Below are 17,074 nucleotides of genomic sequence, written 5' to 3'. Positions count from 1 at the left end.
TGCGATCCTTCGCCAGAGCGAAGTTTGACACGTAAACTATTGAAATCAATGTATCAAATCAGCAGGGACCGGATTGCATAGCGCATACTTTTCCCATGCAACCGGGAGGAGAAGGATATATCAGGAATGGGTGGCGCATTGGCGCCTGTTTCTTGTTCAATGATGGATAAAAAGCCGGTTGGTACTAGAAATAACGGCTCTGCGTTCCAGGATTTCAGCAATTTCGCCAGCTCGTGAGTTGTGGAAGTGGTGACTTGCAGCTTTTCGAACTTCTGGCTTTCCTTACAACAATCGGTTTTTTTGAAAAATATTCCTTTTGCTTCTTTTAATTTTTTGCTTTTGGCGCAGCAGGAAGAGCCGGCCATACTTTCGGAAGAATCCGTTTTGAGCTCCTTCACAACCTGCACCGACTTGCCCCGGACCAAGCACTGATGCTCGATAAAGGCAAAACCCGTACTGCTCATCAGGACCAGGAAGGCCATGAAAACAGTGATCGATCGGTGTAAGTTGCTTTTCATATAACTCAAAGATATTAATTATCAGGCTATTTCTTCTGCATTATAACCCGCCTTTTTCATGAGTTCGGCGATTTCCTGAGGAGTTTTGCTGGTTTCAACCTTCAAAATCCGCTCGGGGCTTTGTAAATCCACATTCCAGTTTTCAACCGCATTATCCTCATTCAAAAAAGGCGTAACCGTCGCCACGCAAGCCCCGCATTTTATATTAGTCTTAAATTTCAGCGTTTCCATCATCAATCAATTCAGTGTTTTTCAAATTTTGTCCTGCAAATATCGCCCCAACCCGCTCCGAAGTTTTTACAGAATTACAAAAATGAATTACAGAGTTTTTGGTTTTGCAAAAATGGCCTGCCGTTTGAGCCATAATTTGATTTTTTTGAAAAAATCCACTTTTCTGGGCTTGGGTTGCCCGTCATGAGTCAATTGATTGGCAAAATTAAATAAAAGCCGTTTTGCGTAAACCTTCTCCGCTACGTTGCCATGCATCAGCTCACAGGCGAAACTTTCGATGTGCGCATTCAATATGCCATTGATAGAAACTGTATAGTAGCGACTTCTTTCCGCCTGGGGCTTGTTTCTATTTATTTCAGCGGAGCCGTTCTCAGCAAAATAATCAATGTGAAAAATAGGGTTGGGGTCATTTCTTAACCGCTTTGTCGCCCGTCGTTCATTCCGCCAGGGATGTTCGTTTTTGGCAAGTTGTTTAATCAAAAATTCCCTGTTCCAAAGCGTAATCTGATGCGACATCAGGTAATCCGACACTGTCTTGTCCACCCTCGCCACATTCAGGTTTTGAATATAATGTCCGGTCGCTTCGGTATGGTAAATTTTTGCGCTGTGAAGTTTAACCTGTTTCCAGTCCTTACTCGTTGCCAGCTCGAATAACTCATTGAAAAACGCTTTATCAGCCTTCTTGTCCAGCCACATATCTTCCTGAAAATAAAGAATATAGTCCTCTTCTATCTCAGTCGTCAGCAAGTAGGCCAATCTGTCTGACCAAGCTCCTTCCCCAGACTTAATGTTCTGAAATCCAGCAATGTTGGCAGTTAAAATCTCAGTTGCGAAATAATAATTACATTCAATATCAAAGTCCCAATATTTGGAAAAGAAATATTCAAAACCTTTGTACAGAAACTGATATCTGTCACAAGCATGGACTAATACGGCAACTTTTTTGGCGCAACGAAGCATAAGTCGGGATTAAATGACCGATGCGTTTGCGGAAGTTGGGTTATTGAAGAAAGTGAAATAGCATCCGGATCGGCCAATCCAATGTTCCTTAGGCCGGGATGAATGATTAAAAGGCAATCGGAAACAATCCCGGAGGGATGGAATGTTGGTAGCCACGAAATGCCCGGATAATTTTTTAAATCCCGGAGGGATGTAACATCATGCATCTTGTTGCATCCCTCCGGGATTTTACATTGTTTGCGATTGCCTCTTGCTACCGATATTTCATCCCTCCGGGATTTTTACTAGTTGTTGTTTGCTACCAACATTTCATGCCTCCGGGATTTATATCTTTGATCTTTTTTATGCCAGCCGCGTCCCATTCGGGACCTCAAAGTCTGGGCTGGATAGGATTACTTCGCCGTCAGTGATCATATCAATTGCTGCGTTTTTTGTGAAGCGGTCTGATTTTATATTATTCAAAATAACATTAAAAATGCCTTTTGCGCTGCTTTCCCTTTCAAGTTGCCTTTACAAAATCAAAAAATTATGAAAAAGCTATTCACAGTCTTTGCCTTGTTGCTGGCCGGTTTGGTAAGCGTATCATTCCAGGATAAAACGGTGGCATTCTACATCGGAACTGCGGACAAAGGTGCGAATTCTTCTGTTTCCCTTTGCGAGCTGAATATGTCCACGGGGCAGGTCACATTGATTGATACATTCAACAATTGTGTAGGCCCGGGATATGTGGCGATTTCACCTAATAAGAAAAATTTGTATGCCGTCGGGGGCGATAAAATTGTGGCTTTTGCAATCGGAGGAGATAAAAAACTGACTTACCTGAACAGTGAGTCGTCCGCTGGTGCTGGTCCTTGCCACGTTTCTGTGCATCCTTCCGGTAAGGCCGCATATGTATCCAATTATGGAGGTGGAAGCTTTTCCGCTTATGATTTGCAGCCTGATGGCAAGGTTTCGGCGGCAGTTCTTAAAGAACAATATTCAGGAACAGGCCCGAACGAAAAGCGCCAGGATAAAGCACACGCGCATTTTGCAACCGCGTCGCCGGACGGGAAATATGTGTATGTAACGGACCTGGGATCAGACAAAATCATGAATTACGTGGCGGATAGCAAAGGAGCGTTAAAACCTAATCCGGCGCAGCCATTTTTCTCAGGTAAGCCAGGGGCGGGACCGCGGCATTTAATCATTCATCCTTCGGGAAAATCACTTTTCCTGCTGAATGAGCTGGAAGCAACGCTTACTTCGTGCACCATTGATAAAAATGGGGTGATTAAAGCGCTTAACACGTATCCGACGATCCCGGCAGATTATTCAGGGCCTACCAACACGAGCTCCGCTATCCATTTGCATCCTAACGGCAAGTTCGTGTATGTGTCCAATCGTGGGCACAACTCCATCAGCGCATTTAAAATCGGTGCTAATGGTGCGTTGGAAATGGTGGATCAGCAGACGAAGTCAATCGCTATTCCGCGTGATTTTAACATTGATCCTAGCGGAAAGTTTATGATCGTTGCTAATCAATCTACTGATAATCTGGTAATTTACGATGTCGATGCTGCTACCGGGAAGTTCAGTTTCAGGCAGGAGAGCATTGGCGTGAAGGCGCCAATTTGCGTGGCTTTCTTATAACTTTCTCGCCAGTTTGTTCTGGTAATAATTCAGAAAGTCTTCCAGTTGTTCCACTGGCATTTTGCGGGCGATGATCTTTTTATTTTTATCCAAAATATAGATCATCGGCGTTGTTACCACGTCGAATTTCTTGATGAAATCGATCTGGTTCAAAGCGTCAAAGCCGTTCGGGACTTCTTCCAGGTGGAATGTCTTGATGAATGTCTTCCATTCTTCCATATTATGGTCGGTGGAAACAGTCATGATCTTGATCCCTTTGGCCTTATTCTTGTCATAAAAAGCTTTCAATTTCGGGGTGGCCTCCTTGCAGTGTCCGCAGGTCGGCGAGTAAAAGAAAATGACGCTGTAATTGGCGTCCAGGTCCTGAACGCTGATCTTTTTGCCTGCCGGATCAGTCAGTGTCAGCGCTGGGAAGGTTTTATCGACCAACAGATCTTTCAATGTATTTACCTTTTCGGCAATGCGTTTTTTGACGTCCTCCGAAGTGCCCATTTCGCCGGACAGATAGTATTTCTGCGCCATATGCACCCAAACGGCCTCCGTACCAACCGTTTTGGGGTTTTCGTATTGGTTGGTAATGTATAAAACAACCTGCGACTTCACATCCTTATTGGCCGATGCCTTTTTCGCCAGCATATCCGCATCCTTAATCAGCGAATCCGGTCTCTGAACGACCAGATTCTTGATATAGCGGTCGAGTTTTGGTTCGAGGAAAGGTGTGTTGATGATCCGGGCGTCGGAGAAGTCGAAGTTGTCCCAGTAATGTGCTTTGTAATAATTAAAAACCCAGATCGAATCCGGTTTGCCGCTGGCCAGTTTCGGCGCAGCAGGAATTTCCGGGTCGGCAGACATTTTAAGCAATTTTACTGTAAATGCGTCTGCGTTGTCGGCCAGCATTTTTAAACGAAATGCATTAAAGCTGTCTTGTAAAGCCCTTATCTTGGTTCCTGCATCCGCGCTACCGCTTTTCTTCAATGCTTCAATTTCCAGCGCGCCCGCTTTTAATTTCTTTTGATAAGTATAAAAAAGCTCGTTTTCTGCTGAGCCTGTCACTTTCATATTGCCAATGGCGTCAACTGTATCCGTTTCGATTGAGAAATTGGGCTCCTTTCCGGAATATACCAGTTCCACCCAACTGCGGTTGCCAGGGAAAAGGATAACGTATAAGCCTCCCGGAAGATCTGTTTTTCCTTCAAAAACTACTTTTCCCGTCGCATCAGCCCTCGCTGTGTCTTTTGGGACAAATGTGGTGTTGTTCCGGCTGTAATGCCCGATTACCAGTGACGAATCCGCAAGTCCTTTAATGGTTGCCTGAATGCGATAGCCTTGTGAAAAAGCCGTTTGGGAAGCTGCAAAAAGCACCAGGATAAGAAGTAAAGTGCGGTTGTATTTTTTCATCAAGGTAAAAGTTGTTAGCTTATGAATGTTATATTTGGCTGGATCAAATTTTGCGCAGACCACAAAATTAACTTCAAAACGATAACTTCTATCAGCATCTTATCCAAATGTTTTATTTTCTGTCCAAAGCAATAGATTTTGTCGCAATGCCGCTGAGCATTGTGTTCTTTTTGCTGCTTTACAGCTTGTTTACCAGCCGACGCAAGGCAAGAAAAATAGCCGCTATATCTGCTTTTGTGGTGCTGTATCTCATCTCAAATACTTTTCTGGTCAACGCCGCGCTGAACTGGTGGGAACCCAGGCAGGTTAACTTGGGCGATATCAATGAAGTCTATGATGTAGGGGTTTTACTTTCGGGCGGTTTGATGGATTCCAATCACCCGGATGAGGACCATCCCGTTCTGGGGAAGCGGGGCGACCGGGTCTTGCAGACCTTTCTGCTTTATAAGACAGGTAAAATCAAAAAAATCCTGATCACCGGAACAAGCTCGGATCAGCGGATATTCTTAGGAAAAGGGGAAACCAGGCTTGCTGCCAGATTAATGGTGAAATGGGGCGTGCCGGCCGAAGACATTATATTTGAAGAAAAGGCCCGAAATACGCGCGAGAATGCGAAGTTTTCAGCTGCAATTTTAAAACAAAAATTTCCTTCCGGTAAATATGTGCTGATCACCTCAGCATTCCATATGCGCCGGTCGGCCGGATGTTTTAATAAAGTGGGCATTCAGGCTGCCACTTTTCCGGCCGACTTCTATGGTGTGTATTATCAACTGAGGTTGCAGGATTTCCTGATCCCTGATCCCGGCGCGATCGCCGCTTTCAGCATGCTTTGGCATGAATGGATAGGGAATGTTGTTTACAAATTGGTGGGTTACACCTGATCTGCCATCTCAGTTACACACTCAATATTTTTACCATTCTCAACAAATCTTCATTAATAGGCTTAGGAAGGCGGATTGTGTCTTCAAAAGGCGTGTAAACCAGGTCATTGTTGATAATCCCCGCCATTACATTCTTTTGTCCGCCAATCAAACCTTCCAGAGCGCCAAGGCCCAGACGGCTCGCCAAAATACGGTCATAAGCAGATGGAGGACCTCCGCGTTGCGTGTGTCCTAATGTGGTTACGCGGATATCCGCATTCTCATCCACCTGGCCTTTGATCTTTTCTGCCACTTCCTGTGCGCTTCCTTCGTCGTCACCTTCCGCTACAATAATGATTGAAGAAGATTTAGAACGGCTCCAACCTTGCTTTAAAGTTTCGACCACTTCGGAGATCGGCGTAAGAACCTCCGGCACCATTACCAGTTCCGCGCCGCCTGCAATTCCGGACTGCACGGCAATGTAACCTGAGTCGCGGCCCATTACTTCAATAAAAAATATCCGGTCGTGCGAGCTGGCCGTGTCGCGTATCCTGTCGATCGCGTCCAATGCCGTGTTTACAGCCGTATCGAATCCAATCGTATAGTCGGTTCCGTACAAGTCGTTGTCGATCGTTCCCGGCGCGCCCACGGTTGGAATGCCGTATTCGTTGCCAAAGATCATCGCACCGGTGAATGTTCCGTTTCCGCCGATCGCAACCAGTCCTTCGATGCCAGCTGCCTGAAGGTTATCATATGCAGTTTTCCGTCCTTCCGGCGTCATGAACTCCTTGCTTCTCGCCGATTTGAGGATCGTTCCTCCTCTTTGTACTATATTGCTAACCGAGTGGGACTCCATTTTATAGAGATCACCGGCAATCATTCCGCTATATCCTCGTCTTATTCCATAAACTTCGATCCCATGGTAGCAAGCTCCGCGCACCACCGCCCTAATGCAGGCGTTCATACCCGGGGCATCTCCTCCTGAGGTAAATACTCCAATTCTTTTCATTTAATTTCGGGTTACTTCTTTCGTTCTCTGTTCAGCTCCTTTAAAATCTTAAAGGCACAATTTCCGCAAATTTATCCGGTATTTTCTTAAAATATACGACCTGATTCCGAATTCTGTTAAAAAAATGCCGGATGAAGATTCGAATTTTACACCTCAAACATATATCATTACTTATATATTTGCGGCTGTTAATAGAAATTTAATATGCATTAACGAATGAAAAATTTGATTTCATGGCAGCGTGCCTGGCCGCATCTTGTCGCGGTCGTTGGATTTATGATTCTTTCCATCGCGTACGTTTCTCCTGTTTTACAGGGCAAAAAACTCACTGCGCAGGATGATGTCCAGGCCAAGGGAGCTGCACGGGAAGTGTTGGATTATAAAAAACAAACCGGCGTATGGTCTGGCTGGACCAACGGGATGTTCTCAGGAATGCCCGCTTACCTCGTTGCCGCCGATTATCCCACGAGCGTTTCCACCAAGCTCGGGCAGGCTATTAACCGGCTTCTGCCCGCGCCAGCCAATTATTTCCTTATTGGCATGGTAAGTGCATATATTCTTTTTCTGGTGCTGGGGGCCGGAAGCTGGCTGGCCGCAATCGGTGGCGTAGCTTTCGCTTTTTCAGCATTCAATGTTATTAATCTCGAAGCGGGGCACGTTTCTCAGGTGATCGCGATCATGTATGCGCCGGGTGTTCTGGCAGGTGTGATCCTGGCTTTCAGGAAAAACTGGCTGGCGGGAGCCGCATTAACAGGCCTTTTTCTATCCCTGGAGCTTTACGCTAACCACGTTCAGATCACCTATTATCTTGGGATCGGGATCATTATATTGGTTATTATAGAGAGTGTTTCCTATATCAAAAAGGGGTTAGTTAAAGATCTTACATTGATTTTGGCTGGTCTTGCTTTCGCCGCTGTTGTGGCTGTGGGCACGCATACGACACGGCTTTGGAATGCATTTGATTATACAAAAGAAACCATCCGCGGAAAATCCGAGCTCACGCCGCGGGCAACGCCGGGCGGTGCGGCAACGGCCGAGGCAAACGGAAACGGCCTGGACAAACAATATGCTTTTACATATAGTTATGGCTTCGGCGAATTGCTGACACTGGTTATTCCCAACGCTTATGGCGGCACATCCTACGGCCCGCTTACCAACAGTTCCGAATCCTATAAGACATTAGTTGCCAGGGGCGTAGATCCTGCGTCTGCATTGAGTGTGATCCAGCAAATGCCGCTTTACTGGGGCGATCAGCCGATTATGGGCGGGCCGAACTATGTCGGCATTATCGTCTTCTTTCTTTTTGTTTTAGGTTTATTTATTGTAAAAAATCCGATCAAATACTGGGCTGGTGGCGTTATCCTGCTCTACATTATATGGGCTTTGGGTAAAACTTTTGCAGGAGTTAATTACCTGTTTTTTGACTATTTCCCTATGTTCAACAAGTTCAGGGCGATGACCATGGTCGTGTCGCTTGCGCAGCTTTTAATGGTGCTGGTAGGCGTGCTTGCGTTGATCGAAATCGTTCAAAAACGTGTAGAATGGAAAGAATTTCAGAAATCTTTCCTTATGACATTGGGCATAACTGGGGGTGTTACGCTTATTCTGGCGCTTATGCCGGGCATATTTTTCGATTTCCAGGCAGCAAGCGATCCGCAATATGTTGAACAATATCTAATGCCGCAGATGCAGGATAAGGCATTTGCCCAGCAATTCATGAATTCCATTGTTCAGGATCGTGCCAGTTTAATGAAGAACGATGCGATCCGAAGCCTGATATTCCTTTTGCTGGCCGCCGGACTCGTTTGGTTTGCGATGAAGGATAAGGTAAAACCCGTCCTGTTCTACGGAACATTGTTGATCCTTGTGATTTTTGACCTTTTTGGTATTGATAAAAGATATCTGAATGATGAAGACTTTTTGAGCAGTTATGCGGCTCAGAGCGTAACCACGCCATCTCCGGCTGACGAGCAAATTTTGCGCGATCCGGATCCGAATTACCGTGTTTACGATCTTTCATCGCGGCAAGGACCAACCAACAGCGCTGACGCTTCGTATTTCCACAAATCACTGGGTGGTTATCACGGCGCAAAACTGCGTCGCTATCAGGAATTGTTTGAGCGGCAACTCGCTACGCAAAAGCCTAATGCCAACATTATTAATATGTTGAACACCAAGTACATCCTTTTCCCGGATCAGCAGGGCAATAAAGTGGCCCAAACTAACCCCGATGCTCTTGGCAATGCGTGGTTTGTGAAAAGTTATAAGGTTGTGCCCAATGCCGATGCAGAAATGGCCGCATTGGATTCATTAAAACCAAAAGACGAAGCAGTTCTTGACCAAAAATTCGCTGCCAAGCTCACGGGCCTTACTTTACAGCCCGACTCGACGGATAAGATCGTCCTGACCAGCTACAAGCCCAATGAACTAACCTACGAAAGCAACTCAAAAGCAGAAGGTTTAGCTGTATTTTCAGAGATATATTACAATGTCCGTGACGAATGGAAGGTTACTATCGATGACAAACCGGCCGATATGTTGCGTGCAAATTACATTCTGCGGGCATTAAGGGTTCCTGCCGGAAAGCATACGATCAAATTCAGTTTCGAGCCCGTTTCTGTTGCTGTTGGAAGTAAAATTGATCTGATTAGCTCGATATTATTGGTCGCATTGATCGCCGGGGCCATTTTTGTACAAACCAAAAAAGAGAAAAACGCATAGCCATGACAGACCGCAAATATCCCATAGGGCCATTTGTCCTGAAAGAAAATTATACAACAGAAGACGTCGCTCAGTTTCTGCAAATCATTGCTACCAGCGCGTCTGAATATAGGAAATTGGTAGAAGGCCTTGGAGACGATGATCTGGCTAAAACCTACCGGGAAGGAAGCTGGAACATTCGCCAGCTGATCCACCATGTGGGTGACATTGCCATCCTGCATTACTTTCGGATGAAAAAGGCCGTTACCGAGCCTGATTACGACGCGCCTACGTTGATAAATATGGACGCCTGGGCAGCAACTTCCGATTCGCTTCAAATGCCCATTGCGGATTCGCTCAACATCCTGGACGGTACAAACCAGCGCTATGTCTTTTTTGCTGCCGGCCTGGATGAGGAAGCTTTATCAAAGGCTTATTTCCATAGTATCCGGCAAATATGGATTAATCAAAAAGCAGCGCTGGCTATGTCGGTTTGGCATTTACAGCATCATTTGGCGCATATTAAGCTGGCTCTGGGACAAGATTTGTAAGCGCAAAAAAAGTTTTCGTTGTAAGTTTTGATTGAATAGAAATAAAAATTCAGCATCTTTAAAACCTCAACGGGGATGAATTTTAAAGACCTCTGAACACACTATTTGATGGATTACTTCAATGAACTTTCCAGGTTTCTGGAACAGTCGCAGACTGACAGTCTTAAAACTGCGCATTTCGCCGATCAATTCGAGGGGCTGAAAGTCAAGCTAAGCTTTGGAAAAGGCAATCCGGCACGGGTTACCTGGATCGCTTTTCTGGCAGAAGGGCAAACGATCACCAACGGCATTTATCCATTTTATCTTTACTACAAAAAGCAAAATATCCTTATTCTCGCTTACGGATTAAGCGAAACCATTCCGCCCGCGATAAGCTGGAAATCGGCGGATCAGGTGAAAATTAGCACGTATTTCAAGAAAAAAGATCTGGGCAAACCCGCCCGTTACGGCGCTTCGCTGGTGTTTAAAGTATACGACCCTGCGAAACTGGATAGGACAGAAGTTGAAGGCGATCTGGCGGAGATCATCCTTATTTATAGGCAGGCCGTTGGCCAAAAGCCTGTTCCCACAAAAAGGAAAATCAATGCGAAAGTTGCATTCGATTATAAGGCATTCCAAAAAAGTATTACCAGCTGCAACCTGCACATTAACCCCATCTTTACATTACGCTTTGTTACGTCTTTGCTGGCTAAGCCGTTCGTGATACTGACGGGACTGTCTGGTTCAGGGAAGACAAAACTGGCGCTGGCATTCTCCAAATGGCTTTGCGAAAGCGAAAATCAGATTTGTCTGGTGGCGGTCGGTGCAGACTGGACCAATCGTGAGCCGTTGCTGGGTTATCCCAATGCGCTGGAACAGGGTAAATATGTGAAGCCCGACAGCGGTGTGCTGGACCTCCTGTTGCTGGCCGGTAAAAATCCCGGGAAACCTTATTTCCTCATTCTCGATGAAATGAACCTGAGTCACGTCGAGCGCTATTTTGCTGATTTTCTGAGTGCTATGGAATCAGGCGAGCACATTCGGCTGCATTCGGGGCAGTCGGACATGCTTGATGGCGTTCCTGCGAAGATTAAGCTGCCGAAAAACCTGTTCATTATTGGCACTGTGAACATTGATGAAACCACTTATATGTTCAGTCCCAAGGTTTTGGACCGTTCCAATGTGATTGAGTTTCGGGTGATCAAAGAGGAAATGGAACATTTTCTGGGTCTGGATTGCACATTAAACCTGGATACCCTGGCAGGCTCCGGCGCGGTTATGGCGGGTGATTTTATGGAGATCGCGCTGATGAATGTGACCGAATCCAAGCATAAGCCGTTCATTGTCAATGTATTTATGTCATTCTTTGAGTCGCTTCAGCATGCAGGTGCGGAATTCGGATATCGCAGTGCGGCGGAGATTTTACGGTTTGCAGCCATTGCCAGTAAGATATCCCCGCAATGGCCTGTCAACGAAATCATTGACGCTGCCATCATTCAAAAATTATTGCCCAAAGTGCACGGTTCCCGGAGAAAATTGGAACCTGTATTGCGTGCAATAGGAACATTATGTGCGAAAGACGGGGGCAAAATGGATGACTATTTCAATGCTAAAATTCCATTCTCCGATCTGGAAGAAGTGTATTATCCCGTAACCTTGGAAAAGCTCGGGAGAATGTACAGAAGCCTGGTCGACAACGGGTTCACCAGCTTTGCTGAGGCTTAATGGAGGCGATGGACAACGGATTAACAATCATCATCGAAGCGGGCAGTGAGCATGTGGAGCTGAAAATCGTGGGTGAAGACAATGGACAAGAGACCATCTTTTACATTGATTTATTGGAGGCGCAGGAAAATGGCGAAGCGCAGATACAGCTGATAGAAGGGCATTTTTATGAATATAGCTTGTCCGGCAGTTACAGTTTAAAGGCTTCGGAAATTGTTATTCCATCCAAATTAAGCGCTTCTGCGGGACGTCTGGCACCCAACATTTATACAGGAGCCGCGTCTCTTGAACTTTTGGAACCCAAAACGAGGCTTAAATGTGCGGACATTAAACTGGAAGTTCGCTCGAAAAAGGCGAGTTACCGGCAGGATTACAGGTTAATGTTGGAGGACATTACGGAAAAGTGCACGGAGCTGCTGTTGGCATATCGTTCGCCGGTTACCCACAATTTTACAACGGATTTTCATCACGATGCGCGGACATTATACCAGCGTTTTGCTTTCATCAGATCTATTTTGCAATCCGAGGATTTCCTGAATGCAGTCCATAAAATAACGGCTGTGCCAGTTTTAAAGTGGGCGGATTATGAGGAAGTTATAGATATCAGAAGGATTGGAAAGTTAAACGGCGGAATCTTGCGTCAACTGTCAGCCCCGGGCAATCGGGTAGGGCTTCCTGAAACGCATTCGCTGCACAAGCGGCTTGGCTCTGTTCCCATCCACATCGTCACAACTTCAAAAGTTGAATCAGCGGATACGCTGGAAAATCGTTTTGTGAAACATGCGCTGAATTCTTTTTCAGCATTGGTCAGGGATTTCAGGACACATGCAATTGCCGGGAGCCGGCTTTTTGAAGAAGCCATTGTGCTGGAAAATGAGCTGCATGTGCTGTTGACACATCCGTTTTTCGAAGCCATCGGTAAACCTGTTATGCTTTCGCTGAACAGCCCGGTTTTACAGCGAAAAGCGGGTTATAAAGAGGTTTTGCGGGTTTGGCTGATGTTTGATCTGGCCGCGAAACTGATTTGGCGCGGTGGGGACGATGTGTATGAAGCCGGTAAGAAAGATGTTGCCACGCTTTACGAGTATTGGCTGTTTTTCCAGTTGCTGGACCTGGTAAGGGAGATTTTTGAAATTACACCTACCAGCATTGAAGACTTGATAAAGCCAACTGCTGACGGACTGGGGTTGCAGCTCAAACAGGGAAAACACGTCGCAGTTCAGGGCATATTCAATGGCCCTTCCCGGAAATTAAATGTAGAATTCAGCTATAACAGGTCATTCTCCGGCAAAAATGATTATCCTAATCCCGGCAGCTGGACAGCCGGGATGCGACCGGATTTTACATTGACGGTTTGGCCGGTTGGAATAAGCCAGGCACAAGCCGAAAAAGAGGAGTTGATCGTTCACATTCATTTCGATGCTAAATATCGCGTCGAATCTTTCACTGAATATAAGCGCGATGATCTTTTGAAAATGCATTCGTACAAAGATGCAATCCGCAGATCCGCAGGTGCTTATGTGCTATATCCGGGCGATGGCGAGAAGCCGTTCAAATGGAAAGGATTCAACGAACTTATTCCCGGTCTGGGCGCTTTTGCCGTGCGACCATCCAGGACAAATAATGGCATCAATGCGTTGCGAAATTTTTTAAAAGACGTCACGCGCCATTTCCTGAACAGGGCATCGCAACGTGAAAAAGCGGCTTTCCATCATTATAACATTCATAAAACGCAAAGCACAGAAACCGTCACCGAACCTTTGCCCGAAACGCTTGGCGCAAACCGCGGGCTTATTCCGGACGAGACATTCGTGATCATTGGCTTTTATAAAAGTGCCGAGCAGCTCAGCTGGATCAGGAAAAATAAGCTTTACAATTTCAGGACGGGCACCGACAGCGGCTCGCTGCCACTCGGCGCAAAGCAGGCCAACGCAAAATATTTGCTCCTGCACGGCCCTGGCGAAACCATTTCGGCCCGCTTATGCAAGCTCAGAGATGCCGGCCCCAGGATTTTTTCAAAAGAAGATTTAATTAAAAAGAATTATCCCAAGCCAAAAGGAATACTCTATCTCGTTTATCGCATTGATTTGAAAGTAGAACCGGAATTCGAGAACCAAAGATGGGATATTACAAAACTGACCGGATACAAACCAAACAGGGCTTCCAGCGTTCCTTTCGTAGTAAGTCTCTCTGAATTGACGAAAGCTTTGGTGAAGTAACGGTCGCGCTATTTCCTAACCGGGGTCAGACCTTTCATCGCTTTCTGGCCGATAGCGGGCATTTTCGCGACAGGCGCAAGGAGTTTAGCCTCTTTTTCGGGTTCGGTATATTCACGTGCTCCGGATAAATAACGCTCGATGATAAAATCTTCCTCTTTCACAAACTGAATCGAAGGCTCGCCGGCCAGATGCGAAATGTCGTATAGTTTTTTGTGAAAAATAGCCGCATCCAGGTTGCCGTTGAAATGATAGTCATTCTGGAAACCGTGGTCGAATTTGAAAACAATAGGCGTGCCGGCATTGGCAACAAGGCTTCCCGGCGTGCCTGTTAATGTAATGGGAATGAATGTTTTCTTATCATAAATAAACCCACCATGGTTGGCCTTAATATGCTCTCGCATTTTCCGCGGCGTATCCCCCACAAAAAGGACATCAACAAGCAAAATTAGCGTCGCTGCATCAAATTGCGCGGTAGTTTCAATGAGAGGGAGTGTTGAGATGCGTATCATAATGTAAATATCTGTTCATTTTCTGGACACATTATCACCTCATGCCCACTTTTTGGCTAAAATTGGACATGTAATTCTTTCGGGCTTCTTGGGTCGGGAATAATATTTTCGGTGGTGTTCAGTAATTGTGCAAATTTGGGACGCTTTAAAAAAAACATCAAATAAGAAACTTATGACAGTAAAAACATATCGATTCATTGCATTGCTGGGCGACGGGCGTGAGCGTTTCAGCGACAAGGCTCTGGATGAAGAATGGCCGACAGAACCGGTTGTGATCGATGCATTCGGGTTTTCTGACGTTTACCGTTATTCGGGCGTTGTATTTTTAAATGAAGAATGGTATACCAAATACAGTAAAAACTGGCGCAACGACACATCCAAAATCGACGCCCTTCTCGTCGACCTCATCAAATACACCGCCAAAGACGCCCATTCCGAAAATCTCACCAAGATCAAAGCCTACCTGGCCGCCCCACCGGAAACATTAGAAGAGACAATTGAGGTTTGGAAAGGCTTCTACGACCCGGAGTTGAAGGTGATTTGAGGGGGACATTGGTCCAGATAAGTCACTAACCCCTGTCACCCTGAGCGGAGTCCACCACCCCTGTCACCCTGAGCGGAGCCCCCCGGCGCGGCAAACCACCACATACGCCCGGAAGCGGCGCGCCAGGGGGCCGAAGGGCGGTACAACCAAGCAGTACCGCCCTTCGGCTCCGCTCAGGGTGACAGGGGATGGTGACTTTAGGGTGACAGGGGATGGTGACTTCACGGTGGCAGGGGCTAGTTGGCTTATTACTTGTCTTTCTAACCTACTCTTGCAACGCCCCGCACCTAATTGGACTACTGAAAAATTCTTAAATGGATCATTTTTGTAGTCCTGTTGTCTGTTAAGTTTGTCTGCTGAGCAACCTTAAATTATTTGTTAGGAGCATGTCAAAGCGGAATTTAACAATTGATATTGACCCCGGAGCTTATGCAGCCGTGAGAGGTTTGGAGAAATATATTTCTGAATCGGGGTTGGACAAAATACATTACAAACTCATCAAAATAAGGGCTTCCCAAATGAATGGATGCGCTTTTTGCATTGATAAGCATACAAGAGAAGCGCGGGAGCTGGGCCTTTCGGAACAGCGCATCTATTTGCTCAACGCGTGGCGCGAGACTGAACTTTACACGGAAGAGGAGCGTGCCATTTTAGCATTAACCGAGGAAGTAACGTCCATTGCCAACCACGGTGTGAGCGACGAAGTGTATAATAATGCCGTGGCATTATTTGGGGAAGCTTATACGAAAGCCGTCGTGATGGGCGTCATCACGATTAACGCCTGGAACCGCATTGCCATCACAGATCAGTTGCCTTTGAAATAATCAAGATGCTATGAAGAGGAAAGGGACACAATCCGAAAAAGCGGATCTGCTCAAAAAGTTGCATTACAGTAAACAGATGCTTGTTTTACCTAATATATGGGATGTTACGGGTGCTGCATTACTTGAAGAAACCGGTTATCCGGCTGTTGCCACTGCTAGTGCGGCTATTGCGCGTGCCCATGGTTATCAGGATGGCGAAAAAATTCCTTTTGAGCTGGCGTTAAATGTCATCGGCCAGATCGTAAATGCTGTGGAAGTGCCGGTTACCGCTGATATTGAATCCGGTTATGCGACTGATCTGCAAGGATTGAAGGCAAATGTTCGTAAGATTTTAGCGACAGGTGTAGCTGGCATTAACATCGAAGACAGCGATCCGAAAATCAATCAGCTGCTGCCCGTGGACCTGCAAGCTGAACGGATCAGGCTGATCCGGAAAACGGCGGAAAAGGCAGGTGTGCGGCTATTCATTAACGCCCGGACAGACGTTTTCCTGAAACCCAGTACACTTACAAGTGATGAGAAATTGAAACTGGCCATCGAGCGTGGATGCGCTTATGCAGACGCGGGTGCGGATGGCATTTATCCCATATTTTTGCAGGAAGAAGGTGCGATTGCGGCCCTTGTTAAGGAGTTTTCTGTCCCTGTAAACATATTAATCACGAAAGGAACGCCCGAACTGAAACAGCTTGAAAACCTGGGCGTCGCCAGGGTTAGCTTTGGGCCGAATTTTCAAAAAGCAATGCTGTTAGCCATGAAAGCTTCTTTGAAGCAGATTAAGGAAACTTTTAGCCACAACGCGATCACAAGTGTGTATTGATCTTTTGCTAAAAGGCACAAAAAAGGAGAGCCATCAGGTTCTCCTTTAATCTTTGGAATCATTCAATATGCTATTCAGTCTTAGCTTTGATCAGGATATACTCGATCTTGCTGCCGTTACCGAATGCTGAGATCTGGGAATATTTTTCGTAGTTATCCCACCTTTTCAGTTGCTTGTCGTCGATATTGGGCTTAATGTTCTCTTTCAGATTAAGGATACCGAGCACAACACGATCTTCAAAATCATAATCTGATAGCTTATTAAGCTGGATCTGATCGGCAATTTCATTGATATAAATGATCTCGACTTTTCCCTCGCGGTAAATCATTTTGGGGCATTTTTCGCAGCCGGCCACCTCGTCTTTATAATAGCTGTCCAATGTTCCTTTGCCTAAAACGGCTTCTACTTCTTCCACACTGCGAAGCGCTACCTTCGGCAAGTCTAGTTCTACGGTTACAGGTGCGTTTTCATCGCCGTCACCGAGCACAAAGAATTTGATAAAAATAGCTATGAGAATGACGACGAAGGCAATGAATTTCCAATTTGCCCATTTACGCTTAACAGTAACTTGTTCCATGAGGATGGCTTGATTTTTTAATGA

At 45.9% G+C, this 17,074-nt stretch carries 16 protein-coding genes; 9 read left to right on the top strand and 7 right to left on the bottom strand.

The genetic code is table 11. From position 1 onward, the window contains the following. Positions 1–53: 53 nt before the first annotated feature. The 3 genes from LZG74_RS15570 to LZG74_RS15560 form a co-directional block, all read right to left on the bottom strand. The gene (locus tag LZG74_RS15570) at positions 54–518 is read right to left on the bottom strand and encodes an HYC_CC_PP family protein (RefSeq protein ID WP_233797465.1); all 465 of its coding nucleotides are present in this window, start codon (positions 516–518) and stop codon (positions 54–56) included. 21 nt (positions 519–539) lie between these two features. Further along, positions 540–752 carry a heavy-metal-associated domain-containing protein gene (locus tag LZG74_RS15565; protein ID WP_409013421.1) on the bottom strand — a complete coding sequence of 71 codons (213 nt, stop codon included), beginning with the start codon at positions 750–752 and terminating at the stop codon, positions 540–542. Positions 753–836: 84 nt separating this feature from the next. Further along, positions 837–1,709, bottom strand: coding sequence for a hypothetical protein (locus LZG74_RS15560; protein WP_233797464.1), 873 nt, complete (start codon positions 1,707–1,709; stop codon positions 837–839). Positions 1,710–2,237: 528 nt separating this feature from the next. Between LZG74_RS15560 and LZG74_RS15555 the strand changes: the two genes are divergently transcribed. Beyond that, entirely contained in the window at positions 2,238–3,338 is a 1,101-nt protein-coding gene (locus tag LZG74_RS15555; RefSeq protein ID WP_233797463.1) for a lactonase family protein, read from the top strand. On the opposite strand, the gene LZG74_RS15550 is transcribed toward LZG74_RS15555, so the two are convergent. After that, the gene (locus tag LZG74_RS15550; RefSeq protein ID WP_233797462.1) at positions 3,333–4,736 is read right to left on the bottom strand and encodes a TlpA family protein disulfide reductase; all 1,404 of its coding nucleotides are present in this window, start codon (positions 4,734–4,736) and stop codon (positions 3,333–3,335) included. The two genes, LZG74_RS15555 and LZG74_RS15550, sit on opposite strands and share 6 nt — an antisense overlap. 107 nt (positions 4,737–4,843) lie before the next feature. On the opposite strand from LZG74_RS15550, the gene LZG74_RS15545 reads away from it, so the two are divergent. Then, entirely contained in the window at positions 4,844–5,617 is a 774-nt protein-coding gene (locus LZG74_RS15545) for a YdcF family protein (protein ID WP_233797461.1), read from the top strand. Between the two features lie 13 nt (positions 5,618–5,630). Here the strand turns inward: LZG74_RS15545 and pfkA are convergent, their stop codons facing one another. Continuing rightward, a complete protein-coding gene (gene pfkA / locus LZG74_RS15540) occupies positions 5,631–6,605 on the bottom strand; it encodes a 6-phosphofructokinase (RefSeq protein ID WP_026628635.1) in 975 nt (324 codons plus the stop codon). A gap of 216 nt (positions 6,606–6,821) precedes the next feature. Between pfkA and LZG74_RS15535 the strand changes: the two genes are divergently transcribed. From LZG74_RS15535 to LZG74_RS15520, 4 genes are all read left to right on the top strand, one after another. Beyond that, entirely contained in the window at positions 6,822–9,326 is a 2,505-nt protein-coding gene (locus LZG74_RS15535) for a YfhO family protein (RefSeq protein WP_233797460.1), read from the top strand. Positions 9,327–9,328: 2 nt separating this feature from the next. Continuing rightward, complete coding sequence (locus LZG74_RS15530; protein WP_233797459.1) at positions 9,329–9,856, top strand: DinB family protein; 528 nt, start codon at positions 9,329–9,331, stop codon at positions 9,854–9,856. A 108-nt stretch (positions 9,857–9,964) separates the two neighbouring features. Beyond that, positions 9,965–11,560, top strand: a complete 1,596-nt coding sequence (locus LZG74_RS15525) for an McrB family protein (RefSeq protein ID WP_233797458.1) — start codon at positions 9,965–9,967, stop codon at positions 11,558–11,560. A gap of 8 nt (positions 11,561–11,568) precedes the next feature. Further along, entirely contained in the window at positions 11,569–13,779 is a 2,211-nt protein-coding gene (locus LZG74_RS15520; RefSeq protein ID WP_233797457.1) for a DUF2357 domain-containing protein, read from the top strand. A gap of 8 nt (positions 13,780–13,787) precedes the next feature. On the opposite strand, the gene LZG74_RS15515 is transcribed toward LZG74_RS15520, so the two are convergent. Then, positions 13,788–14,288 carry a hypothetical protein gene (locus tag LZG74_RS15515; RefSeq protein ID WP_233797456.1) on the bottom strand — a complete coding sequence of 167 codons (501 nt, stop codon included), beginning with the start codon at positions 14,286–14,288 and terminating at the stop codon, positions 13,788–13,790. Positions 14,289–14,460: 172 nt separating this feature from the next. Between LZG74_RS15515 and LZG74_RS15510 the strand changes: the two genes are divergently transcribed. The 3 genes from LZG74_RS15510 (at position 14,461) to LZG74_RS15500 (ending at position 16,473) form a co-directional block, all read left to right on the top strand. After that, complete coding sequence (locus tag LZG74_RS15510; protein WP_233797455.1) at positions 14,461–14,832, top strand: hypothetical protein; 372 nt, start codon at positions 14,461–14,463, stop codon at positions 14,830–14,832. Positions 14,833–15,218: 386 nt separating this feature from the next. Continuing rightward, a complete protein-coding gene (locus LZG74_RS15505) occupies positions 15,219–15,656 on the top strand; it encodes a carboxymuconolactone decarboxylase family protein (protein WP_233797454.1) in 438 nt (145 codons plus the stop codon). 10 nt (positions 15,657–15,666) lie between these two features. After that, positions 15,667–16,473 (top strand): isocitrate lyase/phosphoenolpyruvate mutase family protein, encoded by an 807-nt coding sequence (locus tag LZG74_RS15500; protein WP_233797453.1) that lies wholly within the window; start codon positions 15,667–15,669, stop codon positions 16,471–16,473. Positions 16,474–16,543: 70 nt separating this feature from the next. Here LZG74_RS15500 and LZG74_RS15495 read toward each other — a convergent pair whose 3' ends face one another. After that, positions 16,544–17,050: a hypothetical protein gene (locus LZG74_RS15495; RefSeq protein ID WP_233797452.1), complete on the bottom strand. Its 507-nt coding sequence runs from the start codon at positions 17,048–17,050 to the stop codon at positions 16,544–16,546. Positions 17,051–17,074 lie beyond the last annotated feature (24 nt).

The sequence above is a fragment of the Dyadobacter sp. CY327 genome (assembly GCF_021390415.1).
GTDB lineage: Bacteria > Bacteroidota > Bacteroidia > Cytophagales > Spirosomataceae > Dyadobacter > Dyadobacter chenhuakuii.
Note: the sequence above shows the minus strand (reverse complement) of the source record. Positions and strands in the feature narration are given on the sequence as shown.